Here is a 21861-nt window from a genome sequence, read left to right as displayed (position 1 = left end):
GAAAGGGGAGGACGGTATGTTTCAGATTGGGCTTACGGGAGGTATTGCTTCGGGGAAGAGTACGGTTGTGGCCATGCTGCGTCAGCTGGGGGCGGGAATCATCGACTGTGACCAGATCGCCCATGATGTAGTCCGGCCCGGGTCGGAAGGACTGAAGGCCGTTGCTGACGCCTTCGGACCGCATACGTTGTGCGCAGATGGCACGATGGACCGGGCGTATATAGGCCGCGTCGTTTTTGGAAACAGGGAGAAAAAGGCGCAGTTGGAAGGCATTTTATTTCCTCTCATCCAGCGGGGAATCAATGATACAATTGAAATAATTGAAAAAAATAAAAAAAATCCGGTCATTTTCCTTGACATGCCATTGCTATTTGAGATAAAATACAACACGTACGTTGATGAAGCATGGCTCGTATATGTGGATCCGGCGACGCAGCTTTCACGGCTGATGGCGCGGAATCACTATACACGGGACGAAGCAATGGCACGCATCCATGCTCAACTTCCTATTGATACAAAACGGTCATTGGCTCAGGTTATCATCGACAATACTGGTTCTTTGGAAGATACAGAAGAACAGGTGCGGTATGAGTGGCATGAACTGATGAAACGGATTCAATCTGGGGAGTAAGCTGTGAGACGGAGAAATAATACAAAGGTAAAAATTGTAGCAGCTGTATTGGTTGCCTGTTTCTCTGCGTCGTATTTCTTTACCTGGAAAGACGATGTAATGCGTAAAATCGTATATCCTCTGCAGTATGACTATATGGTCAGACAGTATGCCTATGAAAACCACGTGGATCCGGCGCTGGTAGCGGCAGTGATTCTGGTGGAAAGCAAGTTTGACCGGTCGGCCTCGTCTCACCGGGGTGCCAGCGGTCTGATGCAGATTATGCCTGATACAGGCAAATGGATTGCTGAAAAGATGGGGATGGAAAATTTTCGTCCTGCCCAGCTGAACGATGTACAGACGAATATCAGGATGGGTACCTGGTATCTGGCATATCTTCTCAAAGAGTATGACGGCAATGAAGTTTTGGCTCTGGCAGCGTATAATGCCGGACGCGGCCATGTCGATTCCTGGATGGATGAATATGGCTGGGACAAAAACTTTAAAAAAATTGAAGAAATACCCTTTACAGAAACGAGAGAGTATGTTAAAATAGTCTTGTTGAACGAAAGGCAATACAAAAAACTGTATAACTTTTAATTTCTTTTTATGCGGTTGTGGCGGAATGGCAGACGCGCTGTCTTCAGGCGGCAGTGATCATCGATCGTGTGGGTTCAACTCCCACCAACCGCACCATTTTTTTGCCCTATGGATGATACATTGATTGAAACAGTCAAACAATGGAATATCACTTCGAGTCTCCCACTTCAGGTGGGAGATTTTAAGTTAACGGCAGAGCAGCACATGGTACAGGATCATGGGAAAGATAAGGAATACCTGATTTTTCTATATACGAATGACGATAATGGCTGGACCGTACGGGGGACAATCAATCCGGAAACGAATGAATTATTTGTCCGTACGGATATTGGAATGCTGGAGTTTGCGCTCATTGAATTTATTACGGAAAATTTTGAAAGTTTTCGTAATATGGTAGAATCCCGGCTCCCGGAGCTGATCCGGACGTATTATGTAGATCGGGAAGAGAATTTCAGTGTATTGTTGAAGGATAAAGGAATCACGACGGTGGACTGGGATGACTTCCTGCCGGAATCATATGCCGGTTTCAGGCGGCTGATCCGTCCCAATGATGCCGTGCGGATCATTAATGGGTCGTATATGATCCTGGCTTACTATGATGGAGCGACGCGCAGCGGTTTGTCACTCATGTACAACATACTCCGGGATGATTTTTTTGCCGAACGGCGGATACATAATTTCCCCAATCTGGTACATGATTTTGACAGCAGTGATTTAAAGCTCCTGAAAAAAGCATTGCAGGAACGTCTCCTGCCTGTGCTGGACTCCATTGCTGCTGATTTAAAGGCGGCAGAGTGAGCGTTTTTCATTGTCAGAAAACGCTGTTGGTGGTATACTTTAGTTAATTAGATGTAAACTTTTCTAAGAGTGGGTGGAAGCCCACTCTTAACTTTTACTTGCAGGGTTTCGTCGGGAAAGATACAGGTGAATTATGAGACGCGAACATATTGAAGAACTGGTAGCTGAAGAAGTTGAAAAAATCATTGCCGGTACGGCATTAGAACTCGTCGATGTGGAATACGTCCGGGAATGGAACTGGTATTTACGGGTTTTTATTGATAAGCAGGGAGGCGTCGATCTGGAAGACTGCCAGGCCGTCAGTGAAAAACTCAGTAAGATACTGGATGAAAAAGATCCCATCAGTGACAATTATCTTCTGGAAGTATCTTCCCCGGGACTGGACCGGGTCCTGAAAAAGGAAAAAGATTTTATCCGTTACCAGGGCCGCGATGTCGATATTCATTTCTTCAAGCCCCATAATGGAACGAAACTTCTGACCGCTGTGCTGAAAGGCAGGGAAGGCGATGTCCTGACAGTCAGCCATGATGAAACGGAAGAAACATTGGACATGAAAGATATATCCCAGATACGGTTACATATTGATTTTTAGTGGAGGTACATGAAAGTGAACAAGGAATTACTCAATGCGATTGCCTATTTGTCCAAAGAAAAGGGCGTTTCTGCCGATGTCATCTGTGATTCGCTGGAAGCGGTCCTGATTACGGCCTATAAAAAAGAGCCAGATGCCAATCCCAACGCCGTCGTAGAATTAAACCGCCTGACTGGCGATTATAAAATCCTGGCTCCTAAGACGGTAGTGGAAACGGTAGAAGATGAAGACGCCGAAATTTCTCTGGCCATGGCCCAGATCCTGGACCCGGAATATTCGGCAGGCGATGTCATCAATGTCAATGTGACGCCCAAGAATTTTGGCCGTGTCGCTGCCCAGGCAGCCAAACAGGTCATGATCCAGCGGCTGCGTGAAGCCGAACGGAGCATCGTCTACGATGAATTTTCCAACCGTCAGGATGACATCATCACGGGGATCATCCAGCGTATCGAACAGCGCAATGTCTATGTTGATCTGGGGAAAGCAGAAGCGGTCCTGCCCGTTTCCGAACAGATTCCGACGGAAACGTATACGGTCGGCCAGCGTATCAAGTGTTATGTGGTGGAAGTACGCAAGACGACCAAGGGCGCCCAGATTCTCGTTTCCCGGACACATCCGGGCCTGTTAAAGCGCCTCTTTGAACTGGAAGTTCCGGAAATTTATGATGGCGTCGTAGAACTGAAATCCGTTGCCCGTGAACCGGGCCGCCGGTCGAAAATTGCCGTCTATTCCCGCGATGAAAATGTGGATTGTGTCGGCGCCTGTGTCGGTCCGAAAGGAGTACGGGTGCAGAATATTGTGACAGAACTGCAGAATGAAAAAATAGATATCGTGAAATGGGATGAAGATCCGGCTGTCTACATTGCCAATGCCCTGAGCCCGGCAACGGTGGTTTCGGTAACGGTTGATGAAGCGGAAAAGACCTCTAACGTCGTCGTTCCCGATTACCAGCTGTCCCTGGCTATTGGCAAAGCCGGTCAGAATGCCCGTCTGGCGGCTAAGCTGACCAACTGGAAAATCGATATCAAGAGCGAAAGCCAGGCTGCGGAACTGGCGGAACAGAAACAGGATGAACCGGCTGGCGAAGAGCTGGACGGTGATGACCTGTTAGCCGACCTGGCCATGCCTTCTGCTCCGGAAGTAGAAGATGCAGCAGTTTGCGATGTGGAAGCGGACCAGCATACGGAAGAGTAGGTGAGGACCATGAAAAAGAAAAAAATTCCCTTGCGGGTCTGTGCCGGCTGCCAGGAACAGAAGAGCAAAAAAGAGATGATCCGCATCGTACGCACGCCTGAAGGAAATGTCGAAATCGACAAGACAGGGAAGAAATCCGGGCGCGGCGTGTACATCTGCCAGAATCCGGAGTGCCTGGAAAAGGCCTATGAGGAACACAGGCTGGAACGTTCTTTAAAGACAAAGGTGTCTCCTGAAATTTATGAAGAACTCCGCAAGGATCTGGAATGACAGGGCAGGAACGGATCGGCAATCTTCTGGGCCTTGCCTGTCGGGCGCGGAAGACGGTGTGTGGCGATTTCGCTGCAGAAAATTATTTGAAGAAACATGCAGTGCCGCTCCTGTTTGTAGCCAGCGATGGCGGTGAGAATGCAGAAAAATACCGCCGCATTGCAGTGCGCAGGAATATAGCGGTTGTAGATATATATACGAAAGAAGAACTGGGCAGAACAGTCGGGAAGTCTCAGAATGTGGTAGTATTATTGACGGACCGGGGATTTGCCAAAGCGATAGATGACGTGATACAGGCGATGAAGAAGGGGGCAACCAGATGACGAAACGAGTATATGAAGTGGCAAAGGAGTTGGGCGTATCGGCCAGCGATATTATTAAAACTCTGGGAGAACATAATATAAAGGCAACGAATTTTTCTGGTGTAGATGATCAGGCAAAGCGTGTACTGGATAAGGCATATGCGCCGAAAAAAGAAAATACTGATGCTCATGGCACGAGAAAAAAGGCGGCTATGCAGGCTGGGAAAAATAACGGCCAGAACGTCCGTAAAAATGAACAGAGACCAGAAAAGAACAACAAGAACCGGAATAACCGCCCGCAGAATAATCAGGGACAACGGCCGGAAACAGAAAAGGGAAATGTCAGAAAAGAAGGACAGTCCCGCAATAATTTCAATCGTCAGCAGCAGAATATGAAGAAGACTCAACAGACTAACCAGAATCATCAGGGCAATCAGAATCCCAATCACAAAGGGAATGTGAATAGTAAAAACGGCAGTCAGCCGGCTCGTGAAAATGATACGAAGCGTACGAAGTATTTTGGCCACAGTCAGCAGAATAATACGGGACGCAATGACAACCGGAAGAATAACAAACATTCTGGTCCGTCCGGTCATAATGGCAAGAACGCATCAAACCAGAACCGGCCTCATACGCTTTTGTCCAATGTCCTGAATAAAGGCAAGAATAAGAATAAACGGAATAAGAACCAGCATGGTGGCCAGAATGTGGCTATGCAGGATACGTCGGCGAAAAAGAAAAATTACCCGACGTCTATCGAACTTCCGGAAACGATTATCGTCAAAGATTTTGCCGAACGGCTGGGCCGCGAAGTCAGTGAAGTCATTAAAAAGCTGCTCATGGGCGGCATTATGGCTACCATCAATCAGGAAATCGATTATGATACAGCTTCGCTGATTGCCGATGAATTTGGCGTCGCCGTCACGAAGGAAGCACCGCCGGAAGATCCTACGGAAATCGAAGAAATCATCGATCCGCCTGAATCTCTTCAGCCGCGTCCCCCCGTCGTCACAATCATGGGCCACGTTGACCATGGCAAGACCAGTCTGCTCGATGCTATCCGCCAGAGTCATATCACGAGTCATGAAGCAGGCGGTATTACCCAGCATATCGGGGCTTATCAGGTCCGCTATGAAGGCAAGAAAATCGTATTCATGGATACGCCGGGGCATGAAGCTTTTACGGCCATGCGTGCCCGCGGTGCCCAGGTAACGGATATTGCTGTCCTCGTCGTTGCCGCCGATGATGGTGTCATGCCCCAGACGATTGAATCAATCAACCATGCCAAATCGGCTGGTGTCCCGATTATCGTTGCTATCAATAAAATCGATAAAGAAAGCGCCAATCCCCAGCAGGTCATGCAGCAGCTGACGGAATATGGCCTGATTAGTGAAGAATGGGGCGGCGATACGATTATGGTCCCCGTTTCCGCTCATAAGAAAATCGGCCTGGATGATTTGCTGGAAAACATCCTGGTACTGGCAGAAGTACTGGATCTCAAAGCCAATCCGAACCGTCCGGCCCAGGGCGTCGTTATCGAAGCCAAACTGGATAAAGGCCGCGGTCCTGTAGCCTCCGTACTAATCCAGAAAGGGACGCTCCACGTAGGCGATACGATTATCGTCGGCTCCTGCTACGGCAAGGTGCGGGCCATGACCAATGAACGGGGCGAACGTGTCAAGAAAGCAGAACCGTCTATCCCGGTAGAAATCCTCGGTCTGAATGATGTACCGGAAGCCGGTGATATCCTCGATGCGACGGATGAAAAGACGGCCCGTTCGGTTGCCGAAAAACGACTGGAAAAGAAACGGTCGTCTGAACTGCACGTCAATGCCAAGGTTACGCTGGATGACCTGTTCAATCAGATTCAGCAGGGCGAATTGAAAGAATTGTCCCTCATTGTCAAGGGGGATGTACAAGGGTCCGTAGAAGCGCTGAGCCAGTCGCTCATGGCCATCAAGAGTGATGAAGTCCGCATTTCTATCGTTCATTCCGGCGTTGGGGCTATCAATGAATCGGATATTATGCTGGCGTCAGCATCGAATGCCCTCATCATCGGTTTCAACGTCCGCCCTGATGCATCGGCCCGCAAGGCTGCGGAACATGAAAATGTCGATATGCGTACGTACCGGGTCATTTATGATGCCATCAATGATGTTGAAGCAGCTATCAAAGGGATGCTGGAAAAGAAATACGAAGAACATATTACCGGACGGGCAGAAGTACGCAAAGTCATTACGACTCCCAAGGTCATTGTCGCCGGTTCTTATATCAAAGAAGGCAAAATCTCCAGCACATCCAAGGTGCGCCTGATCCGCAATGGCATCGTCGTCCATGAAGGCGAAGTAGACGGCCTGCGCCGTTTCAAAGATGATGTGAAAGAAGTTGCCGAAGGGTATGAATGCGGTATCACGCTGGAAAATTACCGCGATATCAAGGAAGGCGACGAAATCGAAGCGTACGAAATGGTAGAAGTCGAACCGGAATAAAGTGAGGGAAGACAACTATGGGAGAATTACGAGTACGTAAAATACAGGAATTCATCAAGCAGGAAGTTTCCAATATTATTTTGCGGGAGCTGAAAGATCCGCGCATCGGTTTTATCACCGTAACCGATGCACGGATTACAGGCGACCTGCGGGAAGCGACCGTATATGTCAGCCTGTTTGGCAGCGATGCCGAAAAGGCCGATACGCTGAAAGCACTGAAAAGCGCGAATGGATATATCCGTTCCGAAGTCGGGAAAAGGCTGGGAATCCGCTATTCGCCGACGATTGAATTCAAAGAAGACACATCCCTCGATTATGGGATGAAAATCGATAAGATACTGCGTGATATAGAAAAGAAGGACTGATGTCCATGAATATTACACCAGAAGAAATCCGCCACCTGCTGCAGCATTACAGCCATGTCCTGCTGACGGCCCATGTCAATCCCGACGGGGACGCCATCGGGTCCCTGGTGGCCATGCAGGACTATCTGGAGCGGATGGGCAAGCAGGTCGTCACCATCATCGATGATGACATTGACGACAAGTTTTTCTTCCTGCCCGGTGTCAGCCAGTTTAAAAAGCCGGCTGCTGTCCATACGGATGATTCCTGGCTGACCGTTATCCTCGATGCGACGTCAGCCGACCGCTGCGGTGCCGTTGAATCACTCATCCATGGGGATGTACTGAATATTGATCACCATATTTCCAATGCGCATTTTGCCCGGTACGAATATATCCGGCCGGAATGCGCGGCGACGGGAGAAATCCTGACACAGCTTTTTCTTACATGGGGCGACGGGGTGAACCAGCCGGAGGCCATGGCTCTGTACATGGCTATTGCAACTGACAGCGGCTTCTTTAAATTCAGCAATACGACAGGTCATACATTGCGCATGGCAGCCTCTCTCGTCGATGCCGGTGCCATGCCCCATGTCATTTCGGAACATCTGGAAGCCCAGTCTCTGGTAAAGCTTCACGCCCTTTCAGAAGTGCTGAAACATATTGAATTATTTGGCAACAACAAAGTGGCGGGCATTACATTTTCACCGGATGTCCTGAAATATACGGGAGAACATACAGGCGGGTATATTGACTATGCCCGGACAGTCAAGGGCGTCGATATAGCTTTTACGGTGAAGTATATCAGCGATGAGGAAACGCGGGTCAGTCTCCGTTCCAAACAGGCGGATGTCAACGCCATAGCGTCTGTTTTTGGAGGGGGCGGTCATGTCCGTGCGGCTGGATGTACTATCGGTGCGCCTCTGGAAAAAGCAAAAAAAATGCTTATAAAGGAAATTTTAAAAGCTGTATGATACAGGGAATTGTCAATGTGTTAAAACCGACTGGCATGTCCAGTCACGATATAGTAAGTCAGATGCGCCGCATCTACCAGATGAAAAAAATCGGTCATGCCGGTACGCTGGATCCGCTGGCGGCAGGCGTACTGCCTGTGTATCTGGGACAGGCAACGCGGCTCATCGAATATGGAGACAGCGATACGAAGACGTATCATGCGGAATTTCTGCTGGGAATTGCGACCGACACAGAGGATATTACCGGACAGGTCGTAGACCGGAAGCCCGTTCCTGCTGTGAGCGCCGTGGACATGACAGCGGCACTGCAGCATTTTATGGGGCCGATCAAGCAGACGCCATCGCGGTATTCCGCTATCAGTATACACGGCGTGAAGGCTTATAAATTAGCCCGCAGCCATCAGGATTTTACCCTGCCGGAACGGGATGTGACGATACATGATATACGGCTCCTATCCTGGCAGGAACGCCGGGGGACGCTGGCCGTGACCTGCTCCAAGGGGACCTACGTCCGTTCTCTGGTCCGGGATCTGGGCGAGTATCTGGGAACCTGTGCCTGTATGTCTTATCTGGTGCGCGTACAGGCCGGCGTGTTTACTATCGAAGATGCGGCGACGCTGGAAGAACTGACCTGTGACCCGCTGCGCTATGTCCTGCCGGCAGATGCTTCTATGGGAGCCGTACGGAAGGTAACTCTGTCCCGGGAAAACTGCCTGTATCTTCTTCAGGGCAGGCCTGTTCCTTTCGCCGGACGGCAGATGACGCATGGTGAAATCCTGCGTGTCTATACGGACCGGGGCGTGCTTACGGGGATTGCCCGTTTCGATAAAGAACATCATGTCATCCGCCCGCACAAAATGTTTGCGGATTCATTGTGAGGTAATCGACGATGCAAGTATTTCATTCTTTTGAAGAAGCGCAAGACTACACGGCAACAGTAGTCGCTCTGGGAACCTTTGATGGCGTACATCTGGGGCATCAGATGGTCATGAAGACGGCTATTGATACGGCGCGCAGGCTGCAGGCCAAAGCTGTAGTCGTGACCTTTGCAGCTCACCCGCTGTCCGTGCTGTGTCCGGAAAAGGAACCGGCGCGCCTGGCTACGGTAAAGCAGAAGGAACGGTATATAAAAGAACTGGGCCTGGATGGTCTCGTCCTTTTGCCCATGAATCGTCACCTCATCGATGAATCACCGGATGAATTCTGCCAGCAGCTGCTGGATTATCTGCATCCCAAATCGGTAGTAGTGGGAGCGAATTTTACTTACGGCGCCAGGGCGGCAGGCAACACGGAAACACTGCGTGACTTTATGGATGGCCATGGAGTTCCCGTACAGGTGCTGCATCTGCTGGAACGGCCCGGCCGGGCGACGCCCATCAGCAGTACGGTCATCCGCAAACTGGTCCTGCTGGGCCACATGGAAACGGCGGCCAGCCTGCTGGGCAGACCTTTTGAAATCGAAGGGATGGTCGTGGAAGGTGACCGGCGGGGACGGCTTATCGGCTTCCCGACGGCCAATATGGAAATACCACCCCGCATGGCTATGCCACCGGATGGCGTGTATGTAACCGATGTATTCGTCGATGGTGCGTACCGGCCGGCTATGACCAATATTGGCGACAATCCGACTTTTACCAATCAATACCGCCGGATAGAAACGCATATCATCAACTGGCAGGGAGACATATATGGCAAATGCCTTTGCGTCCGTTTTTATAAACGGCTGCGCCATGAAATCCCCTTTCAGACGACGGAAGCGCTCCAGCGTCAGATGGAGCAGGACCAGGTTGATACGCTGAATTATCTGGATGATAATGACAGGACTTGTTTTAAATGACAGGTCCTGTCATTTTTAATCTGCTTTTAATCTGATTTTAATTTAATTCTCATCTGAGTTAAATTGAATTTATGTCATAACAATGATATAATTAAAGCATAGATAAAGGTTGCGTTCAGTTTTGCGAAGGAGTGGTAGAGTATGGAATACAAATTTTCAGATCTTGCAAATGGATTAAAAGCTTCGGAAATACGTGAACTGTTGAAATTGACAGCCCAGCCAGAAATTATCTCTTTTGCCGGCGGTCTTCCGGCTCCGGAATTATTCCCTCTGGAAGAATTAAAAAAAGTAGATATTGCTATTATTGATAAGGACGGGAAAGCGGCTGTACAATATGGCACGACGGAAGGATATGTACCACTGCGGCAGCATATTTGTGAACGGATGAAAAAATCATTTATGGTCGATTGCGGAATCGATGAAGTCTTTATTACGTCCGGGTCGCAGCAGGGCCTGTCGTTCATCCCTCAGATTTTTATCAATCCTGGCGATATCATGCTCGTTGAAAGTCCAACCTACCTGGGAGCACTCAACGCATTCAAACTGTGCGGACCTAAATTCGTAGAACTTCCAACCGACGACAAGGGCGTCATTCCCGAAGAATTAGAAAAAATCCTGAAACAATATGGCGATAAGATCCGCCTGGCCTATGTCATTCCTGAATTCCAGAACCCGACAGGGGTAACATGGCCTATCGAACGGCGTAAAGCGTTCATGGAACTCATCAACCAGTACAATTTCCCGGTCATTGAAGATGACCCGTATGGCGAACTGCGGTATGACGGTGACAAAGTTCCGTCCCTGAAATCGATGGATACGAAGGGGAATATCATATTCCTCGGCTCGTTCTCGAAGATTATGATGCCAGGTCTGCGCGTAGCCTGGATGGTAGCCGATCCGGCGATTATCGATAAATGCGTTAAATACAAACAGGCAGCTGACCTGCAGACATCGTCCTTTGCACAGCGTCAGGTATCTTTCTTCCTCGATATGTTCGACATCGATGCCCATATCAAAGATATTTGTGATCTTTATGGCAAACGCCGCACACTTATGCTCGACAAGATGAAAGAATACTTCCCGGCAGAATGCAAATTCACCTATCCGGAAGGCGGTCTCTTCACCTGGGTTGAACTGCCTGAAGGTATGGATGCCAAAGAACTGATGCCGAAAGTACTGGAAAAGAAAGTAGCTTATGTACCGGGCGGTGCTTTCTATCCGAATGGCGGAGGAGAAAATCACTTCCGCATGAACTATTCGTGCATGCCGGAAGATAAGATTGTAGAAGGCGTAAAACGTCTGGGCGATGTACTGAAAGAAGAAATTGCCAAAATGAAATAATGACTGAACGCAGAGAACAGGGCAGGGAGAAAATCCTTGCCTTGTTTTTGTATACGTATTACTTTTTGCCATCACTGGAATTTTGTAATTTGCAATCTCTTTATGTTAGTGTTATAATTTGACCACTGGGGAGTAATATTAACATAGGGGTGATTTACATGACAAAATTTTCTGATTTTGCAAACACATTAAAAGCTTCTGATATTGCGGAACTGCTGGAACTTACGGAAAAACCGGAAGTAATTTCGTTTGCAGGGGGGCTGCCGGCACCAGAATTGTTCCCAATCGAAGAAATGAAGCAGGTCGATCAGGCAATTTATGAAAAGGAAGGCCGTAAGGCTGTTCAGTATGGTACGACAGAAGGGTATGTACCACTGCGTGAAGAAATTGCCAAACGGATGAAGAAGTCCTTCTTCGTTGACTGCGAAGCAAAAGATATCGTCATTACGACGGGTTCACAGCAGGGCCTGTTTATCCTGTCGCAGATTCTTGTCAATAAAGACGAAACGATTGCTATGGAAAGCCCGTCTTATATGGGTGCCATCATGGCCTTTAACCCGGTAAGACCTAACTATATTGAAGTACCGACGGATGACAAGGGCATTATCCCGGAAGAGCTGGATAAAATCCTTGCTACAGATAAAAGCGTCCGCATGATTTATGTTATTCCTGAATTCCAGAACCCGACAGGTATCACCTGGCCAGTAGAACGCCGGAAAGCATTTATGGATGTCATCAACAAATATGATGTCGTGGTCGTCGAAGACGATCCCTACGGTGAAATCCGTTATGACATTGAAAAACTGCCGTCCCTGAAGTCCATGGATACGCAGGGAAAAGTCGTATTCCTCGGCTCGTTCTCCAAGATTTTCATGCCGGGCCTGCGCTTGGGCTGGACTATTGCTAATCCGGAAATTATCGATAAATTCGTCAAATTCAAACAGGCCGTCGATCTCGGCACTTCGACCTTTGGTCAGCGCCAGGCCGCATATTACTGCCAGATGTTTGATATGGATGCCCACATCAAAGAAATCAACGCATTATATGCCAAACGCCGCAACCTCATGTGTGAATCGATGAAGAAGTACTTCCCGGAAGAATGCAAGTTTACCTATCCTCAGGGCGGTCTCTTCACGTGGGTTACCCTGCCGGAAGGTATGGACGCCAAAGAATTGATGCCGAAATGTCTGGCAAAAGATGTAGCATATGTACCGGGTGGTATTTTCTATCCCAATGGCGGCAATGGCAACCACTTCCGCCTCAATTACTCCAACATGCCAGAAGACCGTATCGTAGAAGGCATCAAACGGCTGGGAGAGGTGCTCAAAGAAGAATTATCGAAATAATCCGTGAATTTCTGGAAGGATTCATGATCAAGGGCGTGCCTGTGGCATGCCCTTTTTTTAGAGAGGAGAGATAGTTTTGCGGCCTTTAGATGTCCTGAAACAGTATTTTGGCTATTCATCGTTCCGCCCTGGACAGGCGGAGGTCATTGCCACGATCATGGAGCATCGTGACTGCCTGGCCATTATGCCGACGGGAGCCGGAAAATCACTTTGTTTCCAGATACCGGGATTGCTGATGTCCGGCCTTACACTGGTCATTTCTCCCCTCATTTCATTGATGAAAGATCAGGTAGATGCGCTGCTGGCACAGCATATACCGGCCGTGTTTATCAATAGCCAGTGCACACTGGAAGAGTCGAGACAGCGGTTTTCAGAAATACGGAGTGGCCGGGTCAAGCTCGTCTACATTTCTCCTGAACGGCTGCAGAATGAATTTTTTACGAGCTTCATGCAGTCTATGCCAATCGATATGGTCGTCATCGATGAAGCTCATTGTGTATCCCAGTGGGGTCATGATTTCCGGCCCGGGTATTGCGCTATCCGCCCGTGGATCGAAGCACTGCCTCACCGTCCGGTGGTGGCGGCCTTTACGGCGACGGCGACTCAGAAGGTAAAAGAAGATATGATGAACCTCCTGGGCCTTCAGGATGAACGGGTCTTTATCGGCGGGTTTGACCGTCCGAATCTGTACTTCCGCGTCGTCCGCAATACAGACCGGACTTCTTTCATCCTGTCCTATCTGGCCCGGAATAAAGAGGACAGCGGCATCATCTATGCGGCGACGCGGAAAGAGGTAGACCGCCTGTACAAGGAAATAAAAGCACGCGGGTTTGCCGCAGGGCGGTATCATGCCGGTATGACCGATGGAGCGCGCAAGAAGGTACAGGAACAGTTTACCTATGATAAAATTTCCGTCATTGTAGCAACCAATGCCTTTGGCATGGGCATCGACAAGAGCAATGTCCGGTACGTCATTCACTATCAGATGCCAAAAAACATCGAAAGCTATTATCAGGAAGCGGGCCGGGCCGGACGGGACGGAGCTCCCGGAGAATGCATCCTGCTGTATAACCGGCGTGACATCATGATTCAGAAATTCCTCATCGAAAACTCTGTCCATTCACCAGAACAGCAGAAAAAAGAATTGCAGATGCTGAACGCCATGATTGAATATTGCGAAACCCGTCACTGCCTGCGCCAGTATATTCTCCGGTATTTTGGAGAAAAACCATCCTGGGACCGCTGTGAACATTGTGGCAATTGTGATCAGGAAGTCGTCCAGGAAGATACGACCCAGATTGTCCGGCCGATTTGCCTATGTATCGACGAGGTGAAAGGGCGTTTTGGAATGACGATGGTCTGTGATATACTAAAGGGGAGTATGACTGCCCGAATCCGCCATTATGGTTTCCAGCGCTGTACGAGCTTTGGCATGCTAAGCAATTATGCGGCCAGAGAAATCCGCGATATGATCCGGCAAAGTCTGGAAGATGGATTCGTGCAGCAGTCCGAAGGGCAATACCCCGTCCTTTCTCTGACTGCTGACGGACGGGATGTATTGAAAGGCCGGAAACGGGCTATACAGGAAATTGCCATCGCGGCAGAAACAGAACCGGCGGCCCGGCCGGCGCGGAAGAAAAAATCTGTATCTGAATCTATCGATGAAGAAGCCTGCCGGCCCCTCTTTGAGGTACTCCGGTCAGTTCGCATGGATCTGGCAAAAAAAGAACATATTCCGCCTTTCGTCATTTTTTCCGATGCCACACTTTGGGAAATGGCAGCCAGCCGCCCCGTATCGGAAGAGGCGATGTCCCGCATTAAAGGGGTAGGTGAGTTCAAGCTGCATAAATATGGCCGCATTTTTTGCCAGGCTGTTCAGGATTTTCAAACTACACAGAGGTGATGTACATGAGTTCAGCCGATACACAGTATCTGGATATGGTAGAACGGATTTTAAAACAGGGATATTACTCGAATAACCGCACAGGGATACCGACGTATAAACTTCCTCATCAGATATTTCAGTTTGACCTGGAAAAAGAATTTCCCATTCTGACTACGAAATTTGTTGCGTTTAAGACGGCCGTAAAGGAGATTCTCTGGATCTGGCAACTGCAAAGTAATGATGTACGGGAGCTGCAGAAGATGAATTGCCATGTCTGGGATGAATGGATGCGCCCTGATGGAACGATTGGGAAAGCTTACGGGTATCAGATACGTAAATACAAGCAGGTAGATCATTTGCTGGATATGCTGCGTCATGACCCGCAGAACCGGCGGATGATTGTTACGCTGTGGAATATAGATGACCTTCCCGACATGGCATTGCAGCCTTGTGCCTTTCAGACGTTGTGGGATGTCAGCGACGGACGACTCAATTGCATGCTGGTACAGCGCAGCGGCGATATGGGACTGGGCGTACCGTTCAACATGACGCAGTATGCCGTACTCATCCATCTCATTGCCCAGACGGTTGGCCTGAAGCCGGGACTGTTTACCCATGTTATCAATAATGCCCATATTTATGAAAATCATATCGATGCGATGAAAACACAGCTGTCACGGCGCAGTCAGGCTTTTCCGGCGCCCAGGCTCTGTATTAATCCCGATATTCACGATTTCTACCAGTTTACTATTGATGATATCGCCCTTGACGGATATCAGCATTTGGGTAAATTACCAATGGAGGTGGCCGTCTGATGCTGCACATGATTGCTGCTGTGGATAAGGCGCGGGGAATTGGAAAAGATAATCAGCTGCTCTGCCACTTGTCTGCCGATTTAAAGCATTTCAAGAACCTGACTATGGGGCATACAATCATTATGGGACGGAAGACCTTTGAAAGTCTTCCGGGACTGCTGCCGGGGCGGCCACACTGGGTGCTGACCGGACAGAGGGATTATGAAGAAACTCATCCCGGCATCACCGTATTTCACGATATGGATGATATGGTACGGGCTGTCCGGACCGGTGAGGAGTATTTTATCATTGGCGGTGCTTCCTTATACACGGAATTCATGGGGCGTGCTGACAGCCTGTATCTGACGGAAATTGATGCGGAACTGCCGGCAGATACGTTTTTCCCGCCGTTGGACCGGACGCGCTGGCAGGAAGTGGCAAGGGATGCCCATGAGGCAGATGAACGCAATGCTTATCCCTTCTCTTTTGTTCATTATCTGCGTAAATAAAGATTTATACTATGCTTTTATGTCATAATGAAAATAAGAAATTGGTTGACATTGAATGTTTGGTATGATACACTACCTATTAGAGCTAGAGAATAGCTGCATTTGTTTTTTTTAGGAGGATTTTGTTATGCACGGTAAAGTAAAATGGTTCAGCGCAGAAAAAGGTTATGGCTTCATTGAAAGAGAAGATGGCGGCGACGTTTTCGTACACTTCTCCGCTATTCAGGAAGACGGCTTCAAATCCCTGACAGAAGGTCAGGAAGTTGATTTTGATATCGTAGATGGTGCACGTGGTCCGCAGGCTGCTAACGTAGTTAAAGCCTAATCGAGCGCTTTCAGGATATAGACCTTTTAACCGGTAACCTCATGGTTGCCGGTTTTTTTTAGAGTGAAACGGGAAAGATAACATGCAGATGAATTTTACTGCATATTTATTGCATAAAAACTTGAAATATACACGCTTATATGCTATGATATACACATATTCAAGAGAATATACAGGATTGATTGCATATGGAGGGTGAATATATATGAAACACGTCAACAGTTTTGCCGATTATACGGCGGATGAATTAAAAGGCATATTACTTCTGGCAGAAAAAATTAAACAGAATCAGCAGGCTTTCTCTCATTTACTGGATGGGAAAAAGCTGTATACTCTGTTTGAAAAGACATCGAACCGGACATATTTATCGTTCAATATCGGGATGGAAGAACTGGGTGGCAAGTCGTATAATCAGCTCTGGAAAGACAGTAATTTTACTATTGGCGATCTTCCCAGTGAAGTTAAATACGTAGGGCGTAACGTGGACTGCATTATGGGACGTTTCAAAAAATCGGAAACGACCCATGGTTTCATGGATGCTTCGATTGTTCCGGTCATCAACGGCTGTGATAATACGTTCCACCCGACACAGGCGCTGGCCGATATGCTGACGCTGTATGAAAAGACGGGTCATTTTGATGTCAAAGTCTTGTATATTGGAGCCAAGAATAATACGTATAATTCCCTCAGTGAAATTGTTACCATGTTGGGTGGCAAGATGTACGGCCTGACTCCGTTCAGCCAGGTCATGGGCGTCGGTGATGAGTTCTACGAAGGCCTCAAGGCTACAGGTCATTATGAAGAACTGCCTGACAATATCAGTAAGGAAGATTTGAAAAAAGTCGTTGCTGAAGTCGATTGCGTCTACACTGATACGTGGGTCGATATGGAATTTTTCACCAATCCGGACTATGCGGAAAAGAAAAACAAGATTATCGGCATGATGATGCCCTATCAGATCGATGCAGACCTGATGGCAGGTACGGATACGATGGTATTCCACGATATGCCGATTCATCCGGGCTATGAAATTACCCAAGATGTGATGGAACAGCATCTGGAAACGATTCTGGATGAAGCCGAAAACCGCCGCCATGCCGAAAAAGGTCTTCTCGTATACCTCATTACCGGTAAACTTGATTGGTAAATCCTTATATTTGCAATGCCTCTATAAGCCGGAACGTATTATTTCGGATTATAGGGGCATTTTTATCAGCAACTTTTTCAAGAATCTCACGTTTCTCTAATCGGACGGAGTTCCATAAAAAGCGCTTGCAGAAATGATGGTGGATAGGTACAATTTGGTTAGAGTACCGGTGATTATGGAACAAGGAGTGATGTTGATGTATAATTTTGAATTTTATGCTCCCACCCGGGTTGTCTTCGGCAGAGGAACGGAAAGCCAGGCGGGGGCACTCGTGAAAGAATATGGCGGTACGTCTGTTCTGATACACTACGGCGGAGGCAGTGCCGTCCGTTCTGGCCTGATCCAGCGGGTCAGACAGTCTCTGGATGAAGCCGGTGTTTCGTATGTCGAACTGGGCGGTGTCGTCCCCAATCCTCATTTATCACTGGTGTATCAGGGGATTGAACTGTGCCGGAAAGCCCATGTCGATTTCGTCCTGGCAGTGGGAGGCGGCAGCGTCATTGATTCAGCAAAGGCCATCGCCTATGGGCTGGCAAATGATGGGGATGTCTGGGATTTTTACTGCGGGAAACGCAAGCCCCAGGCCTGTATGCCTGTAGGCTGTGTACTGACCATTGCCGTAGCGGGCAGTGTAATGAGCAATAGTTCGGTCATCACCAAAGAAGATGAAGGGCTTAAACGGTCGTGCAATACAAACCTGGCACGGGCAAAATTTGCCATTATGAATCCTGAGCTGACCATGACCCTGCCGGACTGGCAGACCCAGGCCGGGTGTACGGATATTATGATGCACACGATGGAACGATATTTTACGCAAGGTGGCAATATGGAAATTACCGATAGCATAGCGGAAGGATTACTCCGTACGGTAATGAAATATGCCGTCATTCTCCATGCACATCCGGAACAGTATGAAGCGCGGGCAGAAATCATGTGGGCCGGCAGCCTGTCTCATAACGGCCTCACGGGATGCGGCAATGACGGCGGCGATTTTTCCTGCCACAAACTGGAACATGAACTGAGCGGCATGTTTGATGTGACCCACGGGGCCGGCCTGGCAGCTATCTGGGGTACATGGGCACGATACGTCTATCGCGATTGCCTGCCACGGTTTGTGCGGTTTGCCAGACAGGTCATGGGTGTGTCCGAAGGTCCTGACGACAGGGTGGCTTTGGCGGGGATTGAACAGATGGAATCGTTTTATCATTCCATTGGAATGCCCATCTCTATTCACGAATTAGGTATCACTCCTACAGATGATCAGCTGAAGCAGATGGCTCGTCTGTGTGCCAGAGGGTGTGGCGGTCATCAGGGATCGGCAAAAGTTCTGGATGAAGAAGACATGTACCGCATATATAAAGCGGCACTGTAAACAGCCTGAAAATACGTAAAATCGTTAATATGGAAAAGTATACTAGTGCATTTTTGAGGAGGATTTGTATGAAAATAGTAGTAGCTATGCCAGTGACAGAAGAACACAAAAAGTGGCTGAATGCAGCCGCCGGAGATTACCCGGTTTATTTTGCCGATAATCAGGCAGCCGTAGGTGCACAGGTACCGGAAGATGTATTGTCTGATACAGAAATCATCATAGGCAATCTGGATCCTGAACTGGTGAAGAAAGCACCGAATCTGCGCTGGATGCAGCTGAACAGTGCCGGGACTGGTGCGTATATAAAAAAAGGGGTCCTGCCGGAAGGGGCGGTCCTCACCAATGCGACCGGAGCCTACGGACTGGCACTGTCGGAACATATGCTGGCCCAGCTGCTGGCGATGATGAAGAAATTATATGCCTATTATGATAATCAGAAGCAAATCCTTTGGAAAGACGAAGGACCGGTCACATCCGTATACGGGGCCCGGGCGCTGGTCATCGGGTTCGGCGATATCGGCAGTGAATTTGGCAAACGCCTGAAGGCTTTGGGGGCCCATGTGACGGGAATCCGCCGCCGCAGTACGGTAGTCCCGCCGGAAGCAGATGAAATGGGAACGATGGATAAACTGGATGACTATCTGGCTAAGGCGGATATTGTGGCAACCAGCCTGCCCGATACGCCGGCTACATACCATCTTTATAACAAGGAACGCTTCGCGGCGATGAAACAGGGAGCCTGGTTCCTCAATATCGGCCGCGGCAACTGTGTCGTTCAGGAAGATCTGATGGAAGCCGTGAAATCGGGGCATCTGGCAGGTGCTGCTCTGGATGTGACCGATCCGGAACCGCTGCCGGCCGATGATCCTATGTGGCAGGTACCGGGGATTTATATTACACCCCACGTTTCCGGCGGATATCATCTGGCAGAAACGCACAACCGGATTGTGCAGATTGCCTGTGAAAACTTAGAGGCCTATTTCTATGGTGGCAAGATGAAAAATATCGTAGATTTTCAGACAGGCTATAAAAAATAAGGAGGCAAGGAATATGATTCAGACAATAGCTTTTATTGGTGTAGGTATTATGGGAAAACCGATGGTACGGAATCTCATGAAAGCCGGTTTTTCGTTACATATCTTTGCGCGGCACAAAGAAAAAGTCGAAGATGTCATTGCCGAAGGGGCTGCTTTTTATCATTCTATCAAGGAATGCGTGCAAGGGTGTGATGCGGTCATTACCATGGTCGGATTTCCAAAAGACGTAGAAGAAGTGTACTATGGAAAAGATAATATCTTTGATTCGGCCAAAAAAAGAGCGTATTTGATCGATTGCACGACATCCAGCCCGTCTCTGGCAGTCCGGCTTCACGAAGACGGCAGCGAAAAAGGATTTCATGTTCTGGATGTCCCCGTCACAGGTGGTGAAAGCGGGGCTATCAAAGGTATTTTGTCTATGCTGGTCGGCGGAGACAAGGAAGATTACGAAGCTTGCATGCCGATTTTCCAGGCTGTAGGCACCAATATTAATTACCAGGGCCAGGCGGGAAATGGCCAGCATGCCAAAATGGCTAATCAGATTCTCGTGGCCGGTGCCCTGAGCGGTGTCTGCGAAGCACTGGCCTATGGGAAGGCCCGTGGCATGGATTTGCAGGTATTATTCGACTCCCTGTCTACGGGAGCCGGCGGCAGTGCCCAGCTGTCTGCTCTCGGCCCCAAGATTCTTGCCGGAAATTATCAGCCGGGATTTTTTATCAAACATATCATCAAAGACTTAAAACTGGCTTCGCAGGAAGCGGATACATTGGGACTGAAGCTGGATATGGTTCCAGAAGTACTGGATGATTTTGAAGACCTGGCAGCCAAAGGACATGAAAACGAAGGATCCCAGGCTCTGATTAAACATTATATCGATATGGAAAAATAGCACGGTCTGTCCGTAGAACTGATGCGGAGGTAAGCTGGAGTTAAATGAACCTTTTTTCATTTTGCTCCAGCTTTCTTTTTAGGAAGATACGACTTGACAAATCACTCTATTCTTTCTATACTTTGCTTAGTTGAACTTTCAACTAAGCAGGAGGGATGAGATGATGACATTACAGAGTCTTTTATTGCGGGATATAGGAGCTATATACCGTAGTATCCAGTCTGTTATGGAGCTTAGGTTTCGTAATAAGCAGTTACAGCGTGGGCAGTTTATTTTTTTGACGCGCATTTGTGAACATCCGGGTATTAAGCAGATTGAGCTGACACGGATGTGCCGCGTCGATAAAGGGACGACTGCCAAAGCCGTGCGCAAACTGATGGAAGCCGGCTATGTCCTGCGCAAACCTGATTCCCGGGACGGCCGGGCATGGAATCTGTTTCCTACGGTGAAAGCCGGGCAGGTATATGATGAAATCCTGGCGGAAGAAAACCGCGAGCTGGAAGTTTGTTTCCGAGGCATGTCGGCAGAAGAACAGCGTCTGCTATTGGGGCTGATAGAGCGTGTCCAGCAGTCAGTCGAAACAGACTGGCTATTATTTCATGAGTATAAGAATCCTTCTGATATAGGAAAGGGAGGCGTATGATGGAATTCAGGAAAGCACAGGAAAATGATACGATGCGCATTATGGAACTAATCCGGCAGGCCAAGGCTTTTTTAAAGGCAAACGGTGTCGATCAATGGCAGGATGGATATCCGGAACAAGAGGATATAGAAAGAGATATACGGGATGGAATCGGATATGTCATGACTGATGACGGTATTATTATGGCTTATACGGGAATCGATTTCCGCGGGGAACCGGCTTATGACTCTTTAAAGGGAACATGGCTGAATGAGGAACCGTATGCCGTCATTCACAGAACTGCCGTAGATAATGCTGTCAAAGGCAGGGGACTGGCGCAGCAGATCTTTGCCGAAACAGAACGGATTGCCCGGGAACGGGAAGTATATAATATCCGTATCGATACGGATGAAGACAATAAAATTATGCGGCACATCATTGAAAAAATGGGATTTACCTATTGTGGTGTTGTCATTTTTGCCAATAGTCACAAGATTGCCTTCCAAAAATGCGTTTAGCCGGACCGGGACCGGTAATAATCTGCAGAGAAATAGCCGGAGACACATGTTTGAGCGTTGCTTATCAGG

General features: G+C 48.5%; 24 protein-coding genes and 1 tRNA gene. All 25 read left to right on the top strand.

The window, feature by feature from the left end; all coding sequences use genetic code 11:
- Positions 1 to 631, top strand: a 631-nt coding sequence (coaE, locus tag DBO31_RS01320) for a dephospho-CoA kinase (protein ID WP_234995347.1), incomplete at its 5' end; no start/stop codon positions are given.
- 3 nt (positions 632 to 634) lie between these two features.
- Positions 635 to 1210 (top strand): lytic transglycosylase domain-containing protein, encoded by a 576-nt coding sequence (locus tag DBO31_RS01315; RefSeq protein ID WP_150824252.1) that lies wholly within the window; start codon positions 635 to 637, stop codon positions 1208 to 1210.
- Between the two features lie 11 nt (positions 1211 to 1221).
- Positions 1222 to 1306, top strand: a tRNA-Leu gene (locus tag DBO31_RS01310).
- A 24-nt stretch (positions 1307 to 1330) separates the two neighbouring features.
- A complete protein-coding gene (locus DBO31_RS01305) occupies positions 1331 to 2008 on the top strand; it encodes a hypothetical protein (RefSeq protein WP_234995346.1) in 678 nt (225 codons plus the stop codon).
- Between the two features lie 133 nt (positions 2009 to 2141).
- Positions 2142 to 2600 carry a ribosome maturation factor RimP gene (rimP, locus tag DBO31_RS01300; RefSeq protein ID WP_150824251.1) on the top strand — a complete coding sequence of 153 codons (459 nt, stop codon included), beginning with the start codon at positions 2142 to 2144 and terminating at the stop codon, positions 2598 to 2600.
- Between the two features lie 15 nt (positions 2601 to 2615).
- Entirely contained in the window at positions 2616 to 3794 is a 1179-nt protein-coding gene (gene nusA, locus DBO31_RS01295; RefSeq protein WP_150824250.1) for a transcription termination factor NusA, read from the top strand.
- 9 nt (positions 3795 to 3803) lie between these two features.
- Positions 3804 to 4064, top strand: coding sequence for an RNase P modulator RnpM (gene rnpM / locus DBO31_RS01290; protein WP_150824249.1), 261 nt, complete (start codon positions 3804 to 3806; stop codon positions 4062 to 4064).
- Positions 4061 to 4387 carry a 50S ribosomal protein L7ae gene (locus DBO31_RS01285; RefSeq protein WP_150824248.1) on the top strand — a complete coding sequence of 109 codons (327 nt, stop codon included), beginning with the start codon at positions 4061 to 4063 and terminating at the stop codon, positions 4385 to 4387. Before rnpM ends, DBO31_RS01285 begins: the two co-directional genes overlap by 4 nt.
- The gene (infB, locus tag DBO31_RS01280; RefSeq protein ID WP_059075761.1) at positions 4384 to 6855 is read left to right on the top strand and encodes a translation initiation factor IF-2; all 2472 of its coding nucleotides are present in this window, start codon (positions 4384 to 4386) and stop codon (positions 6853 to 6855) included. Before DBO31_RS01285 ends, infB begins: the two co-directional genes overlap by 4 nt.
- 17 nt (positions 6856 to 6872) lie before the next feature.
- Positions 6873 to 7220 carry a 30S ribosome-binding factor RbfA gene (gene rbfA / locus DBO31_RS01275; protein ID WP_059075762.1) on the top strand — a complete coding sequence of 116 codons (348 nt, stop codon included), beginning with the start codon at positions 6873 to 6875 and terminating at the stop codon, positions 7218 to 7220.
- Between the two features lie 5 nt (positions 7221 to 7225).
- Positions 7226 to 8170 carry a bifunctional oligoribonuclease/PAP phosphatase NrnA gene (locus tag DBO31_RS01270; protein WP_150824247.1) on the top strand — a complete coding sequence of 315 codons (945 nt, stop codon included), beginning with the start codon at positions 7226 to 7228 and terminating at the stop codon, positions 8168 to 8170.
- Positions 8167 to 9048 (top strand): tRNA pseudouridine(55) synthase TruB, encoded by an 882-nt coding sequence (gene truB / locus DBO31_RS01265; protein ID WP_059075763.1) that lies wholly within the window; start codon positions 8167 to 8169, stop codon positions 9046 to 9048. The genes DBO31_RS01270 and truB overlap by 4 nt, the downstream gene beginning before the upstream one ends.
- A gap of 11 nt (positions 9049 to 9059) precedes the next feature.
- Entirely contained in the window at positions 9060 to 10007 is a 948-nt protein-coding gene (locus DBO31_RS01260) for a bifunctional riboflavin kinase/FAD synthetase (protein ID WP_075582073.1), read from the top strand.
- Between the two features lie 141 nt (positions 10008 to 10148).
- Positions 10149 to 11348, top strand: a complete 1200-nt coding sequence (locus DBO31_RS01255) for a PLP-dependent aminotransferase family protein (RefSeq protein WP_059075765.1) — start codon at positions 10149 to 10151, stop codon at positions 11346 to 11348.
- A gap of 158 nt (positions 11349 to 11506) precedes the next feature.
- Positions 11507 to 12694: a PLP-dependent aminotransferase family protein gene (locus DBO31_RS01250; protein WP_150824246.1), complete on the top strand. Its 1188-nt coding sequence runs from the start codon at positions 11507 to 11509 to the stop codon at positions 12692 to 12694.
- A 76-nt stretch (positions 12695 to 12770) separates the two neighbouring features.
- A complete protein-coding gene (recQ, locus tag DBO31_RS01245; protein ID WP_075582074.1) occupies positions 12771 to 14597 on the top strand; it encodes a DNA helicase RecQ in 1827 nt (608 codons plus the stop codon).
- Positions 14598 to 14602: 5 nt separating this feature from the next.
- On the top strand, positions 14603 to 15394 hold the full coding sequence (locus DBO31_RS01240; RefSeq protein ID WP_059075768.1) for a thymidylate synthase: 792 nt from the start codon (positions 14603 to 14605) through the stop codon (positions 15392 to 15394).
- Positions 15394 to 15882 (top strand): dihydrofolate reductase, encoded by a 489-nt coding sequence (locus DBO31_RS01235; protein WP_059075769.1) that lies wholly within the window; start codon positions 15394 to 15396, stop codon positions 15880 to 15882. Before DBO31_RS01240 ends, DBO31_RS01235 begins: the two co-directional genes overlap by 1 nt.
- Positions 15883 to 16009: 127 nt before the next feature.
- Entirely contained in the window at positions 16010 to 16207 is a 198-nt protein-coding gene (locus DBO31_RS01230) for a cold shock domain-containing protein (protein ID WP_059075770.1), read from the top strand.
- A gap of 205 nt (positions 16208 to 16412) precedes the next feature.
- The gene (locus DBO31_RS01225) at positions 16413 to 17354 is read left to right on the top strand and encodes an ornithine carbamoyltransferase (protein WP_059075771.1); all 942 of its coding nucleotides are present in this window, start codon (positions 16413 to 16415) and stop codon (positions 17352 to 17354) included.
- Between the two features lie 196 nt (positions 17355 to 17550).
- Positions 17551 to 18726 carry an iron-containing alcohol dehydrogenase gene (locus DBO31_RS01220; protein ID WP_150824245.1) on the top strand — a complete coding sequence of 392 codons (1176 nt, stop codon included), beginning with the start codon at positions 17551 to 17553 and terminating at the stop codon, positions 18724 to 18726.
- 68 nt (positions 18727 to 18794) lie between these two features.
- The gene (locus DBO31_RS01215; protein ID WP_150824244.1) at positions 18795 to 19763 is read left to right on the top strand and encodes a D-2-hydroxyacid dehydrogenase; all 969 of its coding nucleotides are present in this window, start codon (positions 18795 to 18797) and stop codon (positions 19761 to 19763) included.
- A gap of 13 nt (positions 19764 to 19776) precedes the next feature.
- Positions 19777 to 20652: an NAD(P)-dependent oxidoreductase gene (locus tag DBO31_RS01210; RefSeq protein ID WP_200817428.1), complete on the top strand. Its 876-nt coding sequence runs from the start codon at positions 19777 to 19779 to the stop codon at positions 20650 to 20652.
- A gap of 160 nt (positions 20653 to 20812) precedes the next feature.
- Positions 20813 to 21295, top strand: coding sequence for a MarR family transcriptional regulator (locus DBO31_RS01205; RefSeq protein ID WP_150824243.1), 483 nt, complete (start codon positions 20813 to 20815; stop codon positions 21293 to 21295).
- Positions 21292 to 21792: a GNAT family N-acetyltransferase gene (locus tag DBO31_RS01200; RefSeq protein WP_200817427.1), complete on the top strand. Its 501-nt coding sequence runs from the start codon at positions 21292 to 21294 to the stop codon at positions 21790 to 21792. Before DBO31_RS01205 ends, DBO31_RS01200 begins: the two co-directional genes overlap by 4 nt.
- The last annotated feature ends 69 nt before the right edge of the window (positions 21793 to 21861 follow it).

This window comes from Megasphaera sp. DJF_B143, from assembly GCF_900320625.1.
Lineage (GTDB): Bacteria > Bacillota > Negativicutes > Veillonellales > Megasphaeraceae > Megasphaera > Megasphaera hexanoica.
The sequence above is the reverse complement of the archived record's forward strand: the minus strand, read 5'-3'. Positions and strand labels throughout refer to the sequence as shown.

What these genes read in the sequence shown, in the direction of transcription:
- rimP (WP_150824251.1), top strand. Translation starts at nt 2,142, where the DNA reads ATGAGACGCGAACATATTGAAGAACTGGTAGCTGAAGAAGTTGAAAAA.
- rnpM (WP_150824249.1), top strand. Translation starts at nt 3,804, where the DNA reads ATGAAAAAGAAAAAAATTCCCTTGCGGGTCTGTGCCGGCTGCCAGGAA.
- DBO31_RS01285 (WP_150824248.1), top strand. Translation starts at nt 4,061, where the DNA reads ATGACAGGGCAGGAACGGATCGGCAATCTTCTGGGCCTTGCCTGTCGG.
- infB (WP_059075761.1), top strand. Translation starts at nt 4,384, where the DNA reads ATGACGAAACGAGTATATGAAGTGGCAAAGGAGTTGGGCGTATCGGCC.
- rbfA (WP_059075762.1), top strand. Translation starts at nt 6,873, where the DNA reads ATGGGAGAATTACGAGTACGTAAAATACAGGAATTCATCAAGCAGGAA.
- DBO31_RS01270 (WP_150824247.1), top strand. Translation starts at nt 7,226, where the DNA reads ATGAATATTACACCAGAAGAAATCCGCCACCTGCTGCAGCATTACAGC.
- truB (WP_059075763.1), top strand. Translation starts at nt 8,167, where the DNA reads ATGATACAGGGAATTGTCAATGTGTTAAAACCGACTGGCATGTCCAGT.
- DBO31_RS01260 (WP_075582073.1), top strand. Translation starts at nt 9,060, where the DNA reads ATGCAAGTATTTCATTCTTTTGAAGAAGCGCAAGACTACACGGCAACA.
- DBO31_RS01255 (WP_059075765.1), top strand. Translation starts at nt 10,149, where the DNA reads ATGGAATACAAATTTTCAGATCTTGCAAATGGATTAAAAGCTTCGGAA.
- DBO31_RS01250 (WP_150824246.1), top strand. Translation starts at nt 11,507, where the DNA reads ATGACAAAATTTTCTGATTTTGCAAACACATTAAAAGCTTCTGATATT.
- DBO31_RS01240 (WP_059075768.1), top strand. Translation starts at nt 14,603, where the DNA reads ATGAGTTCAGCCGATACACAGTATCTGGATATGGTAGAACGGATTTTA.
- DBO31_RS01235 (WP_059075769.1), top strand. Translation starts at nt 15,394, where the DNA reads ATGCTGCACATGATTGCTGCTGTGGATAAGGCGCGGGGAATTGGAAAA.
- DBO31_RS01230 (WP_059075770.1), top strand. Translation starts at nt 16,010, where the DNA reads ATGCACGGTAAAGTAAAATGGTTCAGCGCAGAAAAAGGTTATGGCTTC.
- DBO31_RS01225 (WP_059075771.1), top strand. Translation starts at nt 16,413, where the DNA reads ATGAAACACGTCAACAGTTTTGCCGATTATACGGCGGATGAATTAAAA.
- DBO31_RS01220 (WP_150824245.1), top strand. Translation starts at nt 17,551, where the DNA reads ATGTATAATTTTGAATTTTATGCTCCCACCCGGGTTGTCTTCGGCAGA.
- DBO31_RS01215 (WP_150824244.1), top strand. Translation starts at nt 18,795, where the DNA reads ATGAAAATAGTAGTAGCTATGCCAGTGACAGAAGAACACAAAAAGTGG.
- DBO31_RS01210 (WP_200817428.1), top strand. Translation starts at nt 19,777, where the DNA reads ATGATTCAGACAATAGCTTTTATTGGTGTAGGTATTATGGGAAAACCG.
- DBO31_RS01205 (WP_150824243.1), top strand. Translation starts at nt 20,813, where the DNA reads ATGATGACATTACAGAGTCTTTTATTGCGGGATATAGGAGCTATATAC.
- DBO31_RS01200 (WP_200817427.1), top strand. Translation starts at nt 21,292, where the DNA reads ATGATGGAATTCAGGAAAGCACAGGAAAATGATACGATGCGCATTATG.